The sequence below is a fragment of the Streptomyces sp. CB02959 genome (genome assembly GCF_002803155.1).
GTDB lineage: Bacteria > Actinomycetota > Actinomycetes > Streptomycetales > Streptomycetaceae > Streptomyces.
The window spans coordinates 40,009-51,009 of the sequence record NZ_NNBP01000005.1 but is presented as its reverse complement, the minus strand read 5'-3'; the positions used below and the strand labels follow the sequence as shown (position 1 = coordinate 51,009).

The following is an 11,001-nucleotide window of genomic DNA, read 5'->3' as shown; positions in this document are numbered from 1 at the left end:
GTTTCCCGTCGGGGAACTCCGTGTACCGGGGCGGCGCCCCGGGCTCGGCGCCCGGTGGGAGGAGTCCGCCGCGTGCCGGAAACCGGGGCGACCCACCGGCGTAACACGCCCGTTCGACGCTGGCCGGTATGAACGCCGCCGGCACCGCCACCGTCGAGACCCACTGCCCCTACTGCGCCCTCCAGTGCGGCATGGGGCTGCGGACCGCCACCGGGGCGGACGGCCCGGCCGTGGAGGTCGTGGCGCGGACCTCCTTCCCCGTGAACCGGGGCGCGCTGTGCGGCAAGGGGCGGACCGCGCCGGAACTGCTGGCCCCCGGGGCGCGGTTGACCTCCCCTCTGGTGCGCGATCCGGCGACCGGGGAGTTGGTGCCGGCCGACTGGGACACCGCTCTGGACCAGGTCGCGGACGGGCTGCGGCGGGCCGGCGCGGCGTACGGGCGGGACGCGGTCGGGGTGTTCGGCGGTGGGGGGCTGACCAACGAGAAGGCTTATGCGCTGGGGAAGTTCGCCCGGGTGGTGCTCGGCACGTCGCAGATCGACTACAACGGTCGGTTCTGCATGTCGTCGGCGGCGGCGGCACAGGGCCGGGCGTTCGGGTTGGACCGGGGGCTGCCGTTCCCGCTGGCGGATGTGGCGCGTACCGGGTGCGTGCTGCTGGTCGGCTCCAACCTGGCGGAGACCATGCCGCCCGCGCTGCGCTACCTGACCGAGCTGAAGGAGAACGGCGGCCGGTTGATCGTCGTCGATCCGCGCCGGACCCGCACCGCCGAGCAGGCCGATCTGCATCTGGCGCCGCGCCCGGGCACGGACCTGGCGCTGGCGCTGGGGCTGCTGCACCTGGTGGTCGCCGAGGGCCGCACGGACGAGGAGTTCCTCGCCGGACGCACCACCGGCTGGCCGGCGGCCCGGGCTGCCGCGATGGCGCACTGGCCGGAGCTGGTCGAGCGCCTCACGGGGGTGCCGGTGCCGCAACTCCGCGAGGCCGTCGCGATGTTCTGCGACGCGCCGTCCTCGATGGTGCTGACGGCGCGCGGCCCGGAACAACAGGCGAAGGGCACGGACACGGTGGGGGCGTGGATCAACCTGTGCCTGGCCACCGGGCGGGCGGGCCGGGAGCTGTCCGGTTACGGCTGCCTGACCGGTCAGGGCAACGGCCAGGGGGGCCGTGAACACGGCCAGAAGGCCGACCAGTTGCCCGGATACCGGCGGCTGGACGATCCGGCGGCGCGCCGCCACGTGGCGGGGGTGGGGGGGGTGGAGCCGGATGCGCTCCCCGGGCCGGGCCGCAGTGCGTACGAGTTGCTGGACGCGCTGGGCGGGGAGGTCCGGGCGCTGCTGCTGATGGGCTCCAACCCGGCGGTGTCGGCGCCGCGCGCCGCCCATGTGGAGGAGCGCATACGGGCGTTGGACTTCCTGGCGGTGGCGGACGTGGTGCGGTCCGAGACGGCGGAGCTGGCGGACGTGGTGCTGCCGGTCGCCCAGTGGGCGGAGGAGACGGGGACGACGACGAACCTGGAGGGCCGGGTGCTGTTGCGCCGCCGGGCCGTGGACCCGCCGCCCGGGGTCCGTACGGACCTCCAGGTGCTCGGGGGGCTCGCGGCCCGCCTGGGGTACCCGGTGGGTTTCCCGGCCGACCCGGAGGAGGTCTTCGAGGAGCTGCGGCGGGCGTCGGCGGGCGGTCCGGCGGACTATTCGGGAATCACCTACGCGCGGATCGCGGCGGAGGACGGGGTGTTCTGGCCGTGCCCCGCGGGCCCGGCCGAGGCTGTGGCGGGGGCGCAGACGGCCCGCGCGGAGCCGGCCGGGGGTCCGGCCCACCCCGGCACGCCGCGGCTCTTCCTGGACCGGTTCGCGACGCCCGACGGCCGGGCCCGGTTCGTGGCGGTCACGCACCGTCCGGCGGCCGAGGAGACCGACGCCGGGTATCCGGTGGTGCTGACCACGGGGCGGGTGCTGGCCCAGTACCAGTCGGGCGCGCAGACCCGCCGGGTGGCCGCGCTGAACGCCGCCGAGCCGGGCCCCTACGTCGAGCTCCACCCGCGGCTCGCGGACCGGCTGGGGGTCGCCGACGGCGAGCCGGTGGCGGTGGTCTCCCGGCGCGGCCGGGCGGTGGCGCCGGCACGGGTGAGCCCGGCGATCCGCCCGGACACGGTGTTCATGCCGTTCCACTGGCCGGGCGAGGGCCGGGCCAACACCCTGACCAATCCGGCGCTCGACCCGGTGTCCCGGATGCCGGAGTTCAAGGTGTGCGCCGTCCGGATCGAGCGGTTGGAGCAGTAGCGGCGCGCGGGGCCCGCCAGCCGGTCAGCAGGCGTCGAGTTCCTTCAGGTAGGCGGCGCGGGTCTCCTCGTCCAGGAAGGACGCCAGGAAGGAGTTGCGGGCGAGCGTCCGCAGCGTCTCCTCGTCCAGGCCGAGGGCGTCCCGTACGGCGGTGAAGTTGTCGTCGGCGTACCCGCCGAAGTAGGCGGGGTCGTCGGAGTTGACGGTCACCAGCAGCCCGGCGTCCAGCATGGCGGGCAGCGGGTGGTCGGCGAGGTCGTCGACGACCCGCAGCCGCACGTTGGAGAGCGGGCACACGGTGAGCGGGATCCGGTCGGCCACCAGGCGGGCGACCAGGCTCTCGTCCTCCATGCAGCGCACGCCGTGGTCGACGCGGTCCACGCCGAGGAGGTCCAGCGCCTCCCAGACGTATGCCGGCGGGCCCTCCTCGCCCGCGTGGGCCACGCACTTGAGGCCGGCTTCCCGGGCCAGTTCGAAGACCTCCTGGAACTTCGACGGCGGGTGGCCGACCTCGGCGGAGTCCAGGCCGACGGCGGTGATCCGGTCCAGGTAGGGGCGGGCCGCCTCGAAGGTCGTCAGGGCCGATTCGGCGCTCTCGTCCCGCAGGAAGCACATGATCAGGCGGGTGGTGATGCCGTACGTCTCCGGGGCGGCGTCCAGCGCCCGGGACAGGCCGTTGACGACCGTGCCGATGGGGACGCCGCGGGCGGTGTGCGCCTGCGGGTCGAAGAAGATCTCGGCGTGCCGTACGCCCTGCTCCTTGGCGCGGGCCAGGTAGGCGTGCGCCAGGTCCGCGAAGTCGTCCTCGGTGCGCAGCACCTCCATCAGCGCGTAGTAGAGGTTCAGGAAGGACTGGAGGTCGGCGAAGGAGTAGGCGCGGCGGAGCTCGTCCTCGGTGGCGTAGGGCAGGGTGACGCCGTTGCGTGCGGCGAGCGTGAAGGCCAGGCCGGGCTCCAGGGTGCCCTCGATGTGGAGGTGCAGTTCGGCCTTGGGGAGGGGGCGGTGGGCTGGGGTGCTCGGGGGATTGGAGGGCACGGTCACACCTGTTCTGCTGTGCTGCGGGACGGGTTTCCTGCTCGGGCCGTGCGGAGCGGCGCGCCCGGTACGGGACGAGTCGCCTGTACGGGACGAGTCGTCCAGGCTATCGGGGGGACTTCCGGGCGGCACGGCCGGTCCAGTCGCCGCCGGCGACGGGGGTGCCGGTGGCCCGTAGGCGGGTGGCGAGCGGTTCGGCCGCCAGGTAGACCCAGGCCCGGACGGTCCGGCCGTCCGGGCGGACCGCCTCGGTGGCCACCCGCTCGTAGAGGTTGCCGGTGCCCGCCGGGGCGCCCGGGGTGTAGCCCTCCAGGAGGTCCAGCGCGGTGCGGACGGCGTCGTAGTCGGCGTCGCGGGGGCGGATCAGCGCGCCGTGCACCACGGCGTCGGCGGGCCCGGCGGTGGCGTACGGGTATCCGGGGCCCTCGTAGAGCAGTGCGCCGGATATCCGGGCCGGTTCCTCGGTGGCGGTCCGGCCGCGCAGGGTGCGGGCGTAGTTGGCCTCGCCGGGGCGCAGCGTTCCGTAGACGAAGAACGGCAGGCGCTCGGCCTCGGTGGTCATCGTGGCCCCTCCACGGGCGGTGCGGTGCGGTGCGGTGTTGCCGACGGGGCGTCGCCGACCGTGCGCGACCTGTTGTGACGTTGCCGACGGCGGTCCTCCCAGTGCAACCATGCCAGCCGGCGGCACGTCGCAGCATGCGACATCGGTCACGGGACGGTCCCGTCGCGGCGGGCGCCGGGGGAACGGGGGCAGGGCATGCGGGGGCTGCGGGGGTTTCCGGGGTGGATACGGCGCGTGCGGCTGCCGCGGACCCGGCGCGGGCAGCGCCGGGCGTTCCAGGTGGTCGTGGCGCTGGCGGTGCTCGCGCTGCTGCCGGCGACGTGGCTGAACGCCAGTGCCGGTCCGCGCGTCCGTACGGTCGCCGACGTGCCGGCCGCCCCGGTGGCGGTGGTGTTCGGCGCCGGCCTGTGGAACGGCGAGCCCTCGCCGTACCTCGCCCACCGGCTGGACGCCGCCGTCCGCCTCTACCAGGACGGCAGGGTCCGCGCCGTCCTGGTCACCGGCGACAACAGCCGCCACGACTACGACGAGCCGGACGCGATGCGCGGCTACCTGGTGCGGCACGGCGTCCCGGACCGCAGGATCGTCAGCGACTATGCGGGTTTCGACACCTGGGACTCCTGCACCCGCGCGCACCGCATCTTCGGGGTGGACCGGGCGGTACTGGTGAGCCAGGGCTTCCACATCCGGCGGGCGCTGGCACTGTGCGCGGCGGCCGGGATCGACGCGTACGGGGTCGGGGTCGCCGCGAACCACGACGTGACCTGGGCGTACGGCGGGGTGCGGGAGATCCTCGCGGCCGGCAAGGCGACCGCGGAGGCGGTGCTGCGGCCCGATCCGCACTTCCTGGGCCCCAAGGAGAAGGGCCTGGCGGCGGCGCTCCGTTAGCGCGCCGCCGCCGGGCCCTCCTCCTGGACGCGGGGCCACTGGGGCCCGTCCGGCGGGTCGGGGCCGGACCGGCTTCAGCCGCTCTCCTCCTGGTCCTGGGCCTCCGGGGCCTTGGCGGCCCGGTCGTAGAGGCTGAGGATCTCCTTGCCGAAGTACGGGCTGTAGGAGACGCGGTCGCTGTGCGGGCCCTGGGGGCCGCCGCCGTTGACACCGCCGATGACGCCGATGACCCGGCCCGTTCGGGTGCGCGGGTTGTAGCCGGTCAGCCAGGGGCTGCCGGAGGTGCCGCCGTAGAACCCGTTGCACTCCATGCGGAGTTGGCGGGTGCCCGCCAACTGCCCGGTGGTGGTGTCGCAGCGCACCGCCCGGTCCTCCGGGTCGCTGTGGACGCTGGGGTAGCCGATGACGCTGACCTGGTTGCGGTAACCGGGCGTCGCGGTGAGGACGTTGCCGCCGGTGACCTCCTCGATGCGCCGCCCGGAGTCGTCCGGGGCGACGGTGGCGAAGGCGAAGTCGAGGTCGGCGCCGCCGCCCGTGGTGCCGCGGTCGGAGTACGCGTAGGTGTCCTCGATGGCCCACACCCCGTAGGGCTGGGACTCCTGCCCGGACTGGTACTGGGGGACGAACGCGGCGCGGGCTCCCGGGTTGCAGTGCCCGGCGGTGAGGATCAGGTTGCCGTGCGGGCTGTGCACCACACTGGCGGTGCAGTGGTGCTCGCCGGCCTCCCCGTCGACGGAGAACAGCACGCCGACGGACGGGATCCCGTCGAAGTGCTCGGCGGTCGGCGCCTTTGGGGAGGTCGCCCCGGGCTTCCCGGTGCCGCGCTCGGGCGGGGCCGCCTGGGCCATCCGCCGCGGGGTCCAGAAGGCCTTGGCGTCCTTGCTGGTCCAGGTGGCGCGGGGGCGGGACTGGTGGCTGAAGGTGGACTGGGTGCCGTGGGCATGGGGGTCCTTGTCGGCCGCGTGGCTCACCGGGGAGGTGGCGAGGCCGAAGGCCATGCCCAGGGCGAGGGTCACCGCCCTCCCCCGCCGGCGCAACCGGCCGTCGGCCGCTCCCGGCCCGTCGCCTCCGCTTCGCGCGTCGCCCGCACGCGGTACGTCGACGCCCCTCCGTGCATCGGCCGTACTCGGCACGTCAGTTCTCCTCGGCACGTCAGTTGTCCGCGGCACGTCAGCTCGTCTCCTCTGCGACCCAGGCAAGGTATCCGGCGCCACCGTGGGTGATCGGGGTGGCGATGACCTCCGGGGTCTCGTAGTCGTGCGCGTCGAGGAGGTACGCCTCCAACGCCGCGTAGCGCGCGCTCGCCGTCTTGAACAGCACCTGCCACTCCTGGTTGGTCTCCACGGCGCCGTTCCAACGGAACACCGAGGTCACCGGCGCGCTGATCTGGGCGCACGCCGCGAGGCGGCCCTCGATGGCACCGCGCGCAAGCCGTTCGGCCTTCTGCTCGCTGTCCGTGGTCGTCAGCACGGTCAGGAAACGCGCCGGGGGCCCGGCCGGGGCGGGGGCGGCGGCGGGTTCGTTCAGTGCGGTGGGGTCGGCCACGGTTGCACAGCCTTCGCGGTCGGGATGGGTGTGGGACTTGCGGGTCGCACGTTTCGGCTCTCCGGCCGGTCGATCTTCCAATCTTTCGATCAAGGGATCGCCTCGCATCGTACGGACCGTGATGATCAACTGGCGCACGGCGGGCCGCCCCTTACCGGCAAGCACCCAGACGTCCCATTGCCTCCGGATTCGCCGCGACCACCGCGGAACGTCCCGGTTGCGCCGTGCGGGGCACGGAGAACCATGGAGGGGGGAGCCCTGCCGCCGGCCCCGGCCCGAAAGCCGGTCCGCACCTGAAAGGCGCGCGCCATGGTGAATCTCGAAACCCTCGTCCGCGACCAGCTCGACGACGCCAGAGCCTCCGCCCACGGACGCAGCGCCCACCTCTTCGTGCACGACGGGCCGCTGCGGCAGACCGTGATCGCACTGCTGGCCGGCACCTCGCTCGACGAGCACAACGCGCCGCCGGCGGCGAGCCTTCAGGTGCTGCACGGCCGGGTCCGGCTGACCGGCCCGGGCGGCGGCCAGGTACTGACCACCGGTCATGTCGAGGCGCTCCCCCACGCCCGACACGGCCTGCAGGCGCTTGACGACTCCGTGGTGCTGCTGACGGCCGTCACCGAAGTGCGCGAACGGGCCCGGGGCGTCACGGCGAGTGCGGCGGCCCGGACCTGAGGGCAGCGGCGACAGACGCCGGAGGCGGGTCAAGAACTCGACACCTTCCCGCACTTCACATTTTTGTGAATGTTCCGTACTCTCGAATCATGAACGCCAAGAACGCCAAGAACGCCAAGAACGCCAAGAACGTCATGAACTCCATGAACGATTCGAACCCGGCGCACCCCGTGGACCCCTCGACCTCACTGACCTCGCCGACCTCGCCGAACGCATCCAAGGCAAGCAACTCGCGGGATCCGCTGGGCCCTCGGTGCCGACCCGAGCGGCCGGAGCCCGTGGATCCGCCGGATCCGCCGGATCCGCCGGATCCGCCGAAGTCGGCGGAGGCGCGCCATCCGGTGCGGCTGACCGGGGCGAAGGAGACCCTGCTCGCCACGCTCTACGGCCGCGCCCTGGACTCCCGCGCCCCGCGACCGATCCTCGGCGACGCCATGGCCGTGGACGCCGTGCGGCGACTCGACTACGACTTCGGGAAACTCCGGGTGGGCCCCGGCGCCGCGGCCGCGGTCGCCCTCCGCGCCCGGCAGTTGGACATCTGGACGGCCCGCTTCCTCGCCACGCACCCCGAAGCGACGGTGGTGCACTTGGGCTGCGGTCTCGACACCCGCGTCCACCGCCTCGCCCCCGGCCCCGGGGTCCGGTGGTTCGACGTCGACTTCCCCGAGGTCATCGACCTCAGACGGCAACTCTTCACCGAGCCGCCGGGATACACCGCCATCCCCTCGTCCGTCACCGACCCGGCCTGGGTGGCGCGCGTCCCCGCGGACCGGCCCACGATGATCGTGGCCGAGGGGCTGCTGATGTACCTCACCGAGCGGGACGGCACCGCGCTGCTCCGCCGGCTGATGGCCCATGCGCCCGGCGGCGGGCTGGCGTTCGACTTCTTCAGCCGGTTCGCGGTCCGCGCGGCGCGCCTCAACACCGTGATCGTCCGCACCGGCTCGACGCTCCACTGGGGTGGAGGACCGGCGGACATCGCCCGGCTGCGCCCGGGGCTGGAGATCGTCGAGAGCTTCAGCGCCCTGGAGATACCGGACATCGGCCGGCTCCCCGCGCGCTATCGGACGCCGGTCCGCGCCGCGGCCCTGATACCCGGCGTCCGGGAGATGTCCCGGCTCTACAACTGCCGCTTCTGACGAGGGCTTTCCGCACGCCGCGCCCCTCCCCTCAGGCGGCGAACCACTGGTCGTAGGCCAGCTTGCAGAGGAGGACGATGACGACGCAGACGAGCACGCCGCGGACGAAGCCGGCGCCCCGCTTGAGGGCCATCCTGGCGCCGACCGCGCCACCGACGAGGTTGAAGAGGGCCAGCAGCGCGCCCAGTTGCCACAGCACCGTGCCCTGGATGGCGAACATCGTCAGCGCGCCGATGTTGGTGCAGACGTTGACGACCTTGGCGGTGGCGGACGAGCTGACCAGGTCCATATGGAGCACGGCGACGAGCGCGACGACGAGGAACGCGCCGGTGCCGGGACCGATCAGGCCGTCGTAGAAGCCGATCCCCAGGCCCGCGATCAACACGGCCGCCAGTACCCGCTGCCGCGAGACCGGGCCCGATGGTGTGGCGGCGGCCCCGAAGGTCGGACGGAAGAGGATGAAGAGGAGTACCCCCAACAGCACGGCCATGATCAACGGCCGCAGCACCTCGCTGTTGATCCCGGCCGCGAAGAACGCCCCGCCCAGGGATCCGATCACCGCCGCGGCACTGATCCTCAGTGCGATACCGACGTCGATCGGCGCTTTGCGGAGGTAAGTGATCGCGGCCGCGGAGGTGCCGACGAGGGCTGCGGACTTGTTGGTGCCGAGGACGAACGCGGTGGGCACCTGCGGCAGGCCCACCAGCAGCGCCGGGAGCAGCAGCAGCCCACCCCCGCCCACCACGGCGTCGACCCAGCCCGCGGCGAGGGCGGCAAGACAGAGCAGAGCCAGCGTGAACAGCGATATGTCGGGAGGCACCAGACGATCTTATGAAGGAGTCCGGGCGCGGGCCGCCTCGATGCCTAAGCTGCGGAGCATGGATGCCCAGACGACACCCGACGCCGCCATGGAACCCGAGATGCCCGGCGAGCCCACGAAGCCCACGGAGGCCGGGGCGGAGGCCGGGGCACACGCCGCGGCCCGAGCAGGTGCGGCAACCGGGGCGCACGCCGCAACCGGGGCCGGTGCGGCCGACAGTGGCCGTTCCGTCTTCTCCCTCGGTGGGTCGCTGGTCGTCGGGCGGCTGGGGTTCGGGACGGGTGGCCTGGTCGGCGCCGGGTACTGGGGGCCGCGGCACGAGGACCCGGAACGGTCCCTGGCGGTGCTGCGGCGGGCCGTCGACCGCGGCGTCACGTTGATCGACACCGCCGACAACTACGGCCCGGACGTGGCCGAGGAGCTGGTGGCCCGCGCCCTGCACCCGTATCCCGAGGAGCTCGTGATCGCGACCAAGGGCGGGGTCGTCCGCACCGGCCCGAACGTCTGGCACATCGCCGGCCGCCCGGAGCAGCTGCGCGCCATGTGCGACGCGAGCCTGCGGCGGCTCAGGACGGACACCATCGACCTCTACCAGCTGCACCGACTGGACCCCGATGTCCCCATGGCGGAACAGTTGGGCACCCTTGTGGAGCTCCGACAGGCCGGAAAGATCCGCCACATCGGCCTGGACAGCATCGGGGCCGCGGAGTTGGCGCGGGCGCGCGAGCTGGCCCCCATCGCCTCCGTTCAGAACCGCTACAACCTGATGGACCGCGCCTCCGAGGACGTTCTGAAGCTGTGCGAGCGGACCGGGACGGCGTTCCTGCCGTGGTTCCCGTTGGGCAACGGCACGCTGACGGGAGGCGGTTCCGCAACCCCCGCCACGGACGCCCTGACCTCGATCGCCACCGCACACGACGCGACCACCGGCCAGATCGCCCTGGCCTGGTTCCTCCACCACTCCCCCGCCCTGCTGCCCACCCCCGGCACCAGCTCCCCCGACCACCTCGACGAGAACCTCGACGCGGCCCGAATCAGCCTCACGAAGGAGGAGTTGGCGCGTCTCGACGCGCTGACGGACGGTTCGAACGGCTCCGCCGGGGCGGATGGCCGGAACGGCTAGGACAGCGAGGGCGGCGGAGGAGAACAGAGCGGCTGGCGGAAACGGTCGCCTAGTGACCGAGCGGTCGGCGGTCGACGGCCGGTGGTCGGTGGTCGGTGGTCGGTGGTCGGTGGTCGCGTCGCAGCGTCCGTGCCGGGCGTCCGTGCCCGCCATCTCGACGCGTGCCAGCGAGTGTTGAGCGGATTCTCACCCGCTGAGCCGTCGGCCTCGCCCGCCCCCCGAGCGGAGGCCAGACCCGCACCCGGGGGGGGCAGGCGCGAGGGCGGGGCCGGGCACGCCGCCGCGCCGTCGATCGCGGTGACCTCCCCCACGCGGCGCATACCTGGTGTGCTGTCAGTAAAGGCCGCTATGCTTTTGCTTGAACATCTCATGGGGTAGCCATTACGAACACGGGGGACGTCATGGCCGGCGCGAGTGGGTTCCAGACCGATGTGCAGGCCCTCAGGTCCGAGGGCACCAACTTCGTCAATCTCGGCGAGGACTTCTCCAGCTCGGTGGCGCGGCTGATGGACGGCCTCAGCGCGCTGGGCGCCGGTCCGCCGGCCAGCGGCCAGCAGTCGGAGGAGCCGAAGAAGTCGTTCGGCGAACAGTTCTGGAGCGGACTCACCTCGTTCGACAGCAAGGACGGCCGTCCGCCGTGGGGGGATGACGACCTCGGCGAGAAGTTCGGCATCGTCTACGAGGGCGTGCGGGACGGCATGTACGAGTCGATGGGGCATCTTTCCTCGAAGCTCCAGGAGATCGGCAAGGCGCTGACCGAGATGTCCAAGAACCACGAAGAGAACGAGGACTTCAACGACGCGCTGATGAAACAGCACGTCAAGAACGAACAGGCGTGGCAGGACCCGACTCAGCAGGCCACGGTCACCATGAGAGAAGTCTGAGAGAAGCCGGGCGGAATCCAAGTCCGCCCGTTGGTTCCGCGTCTGTGA

The 11,001-nt window shown here is 72.9% G+C and carries 11 protein-coding genes; 6 read left to right on the top strand and 5 right to left on the bottom strand.

Annotation, left to right across the window (positions count from 1 at the left end; genetic code table 11):
• Window positions 1-128 precede the first annotated feature (128 nt).
• A complete protein-coding gene (locus CG747_RS09990; RefSeq protein WP_100601319.1) occupies window positions 129-2,282 on the top strand; it encodes a molybdopterin oxidoreductase family protein in 2,154 nt (717 codons plus the stop codon).
• A gap of 24 nt (window positions 2,283-2,306) precedes the next feature.
• Here the strand turns inward: CG747_RS09990 and CG747_RS09985 are convergent, their stop codons facing one another.
• Entirely contained in the window at window positions 2,307-3,317 is a 1,011-nt protein-coding gene (locus tag CG747_RS09985; protein ID WP_100601577.1) for an adenosine deaminase, read from the bottom strand.
• Window positions 3,318-3,423: 106 nt separating this feature from the next.
• A complete protein-coding gene (locus CG747_RS09980; protein WP_100601318.1) occupies window positions 3,424-3,879 on the bottom strand; it encodes a gamma-glutamylcyclotransferase family protein in 456 nt (151 codons plus the stop codon).
• A gap of 195 nt (window positions 3,880-4,074) precedes the next feature.
• Between CG747_RS09980 and CG747_RS09975 the strand changes: the two genes are divergently transcribed.
• Window positions 4,075-4,767: a vancomycin high temperature exclusion protein gene (locus CG747_RS09975; protein WP_100601317.1), complete on the top strand. Its 693-nt coding sequence runs from the start codon at window positions 4,075-4,077 to the stop codon at window positions 4,765-4,767.
• A gap of 74 nt (window positions 4,768-4,841) precedes the next feature.
• Here the strand turns inward: CG747_RS09975 and CG747_RS09970 are convergent, their stop codons facing one another.
• Both CG747_RS09970 and cutA read right to left on the bottom strand, forming a co-directional pair.
• Window positions 4,842-5,783, bottom strand: a complete 942-nt coding sequence (locus CG747_RS09970) for a serine protease (RefSeq protein WP_257980313.1) — start codon at window positions 5,781-5,783, stop codon at window positions 4,842-4,844.
• Between the two features lie 154 nt (window positions 5,784-5,937).
• On the bottom strand, window positions 5,938-6,312 hold the full coding sequence (gene cutA, locus CG747_RS09965) for a divalent-cation tolerance protein CutA (protein ID WP_180985466.1): 375 nt from the start codon (window positions 6,310-6,312) through the stop codon (window positions 5,938-5,940).
• Between the two features lie 309 nt (window positions 6,313-6,621).
• On the opposite strand from cutA, the gene CG747_RS09960 reads away from it, so the two are divergent.
• Both CG747_RS09960 and CG747_RS09955 read left to right on the top strand, forming a co-directional pair.
• A complete protein-coding gene (locus CG747_RS09960) occupies window positions 6,622-6,987 on the top strand; it encodes a cupin (protein WP_100601315.1) in 366 nt (121 codons plus the stop codon).
• A gap of 89 nt (window positions 6,988-7,076) precedes the next feature.
• Window positions 7,077-8,126 (top strand): class I SAM-dependent methyltransferase, encoded by a 1,050-nt coding sequence (locus CG747_RS09955; protein ID WP_257980312.1) that lies wholly within the window; start codon window positions 7,077-7,079, stop codon window positions 8,124-8,126.
• 31 nt (window positions 8,127-8,157) lie between these two features.
• Here CG747_RS09955 and CG747_RS09950 read toward each other — a convergent pair whose 3' ends face one another.
• Window positions 8,158-8,946 carry a TSUP family transporter gene (locus tag CG747_RS09950; RefSeq protein ID WP_100601314.1) on the bottom strand — a complete coding sequence of 263 codons (789 nt, stop codon included), beginning with the start codon at window positions 8,944-8,946 and terminating at the stop codon, window positions 8,158-8,160.
• A gap of 58 nt (window positions 8,947-9,004) precedes the next feature.
• Between CG747_RS09950 and CG747_RS09945 the strand changes: the two genes are divergently transcribed.
• Both CG747_RS09945 and CG747_RS09940 read left to right on the top strand, forming a co-directional pair.
• Window positions 9,005-10,069, top strand: coding sequence for an aldo/keto reductase (locus CG747_RS09945; RefSeq protein ID WP_100601313.1), 1,065 nt, complete (start codon window positions 9,005-9,007; stop codon window positions 10,067-10,069).
• Window positions 10,070-10,470: 401 nt separating this feature from the next.
• Window positions 10,471-10,953 (top strand): hypothetical protein, encoded by a 483-nt coding sequence (locus tag CG747_RS09940; protein ID WP_257980311.1) that lies wholly within the window; start codon window positions 10,471-10,473, stop codon window positions 10,951-10,953.
• Window positions 10,954-11,001 lie beyond the last annotated feature (48 nt).

Bases quoted from the DNA above. Each gene is read 5' to 3' on its own strand.
- CG747_RS09980 (WP_100601318.1), bottom strand. From the start codon at position 3,879: ATGACCACCGAGGCCGAGCGCCTGCCGTTCTTCGTCTACGGAACGCTG.
- CG747_RS09940 (WP_257980311.1), top strand. From the start codon at position 10,471: ATGGCCGGCGCGAGTGGGTTCCAGACCGATGTGCAGGCCCTCAGGTCC.
- CG747_RS09945 (WP_100601313.1), top strand. From the start codon at position 9,005: ATGGATGCCCAGACGACACCCGACGCCGCCATGGAACCCGAGATGCCC.
- CG747_RS09960 (WP_100601315.1), top strand. From the start codon at position 6,622: ATGGTGAATCTCGAAACCCTCGTCCGCGACCAGCTCGACGACGCCAGA.
- CG747_RS09955 (WP_257980312.1), top strand. From the start codon at position 7,077: ATGAACGCCAAGAACGCCAAGAACGCCAAGAACGCCAAGAACGTCATG.
- CG747_RS09990 (WP_100601319.1), top strand. From the start codon at position 129: ATGAACGCCGCCGGCACCGCCACCGTCGAGACCCACTGCCCCTACTGC.
- CG747_RS09975 (WP_100601317.1), top strand. From the start codon at position 4,075: ATGCGGGGGCTGCGGGGGTTTCCGGGGTGGATACGGCGCGTGCGGCTG.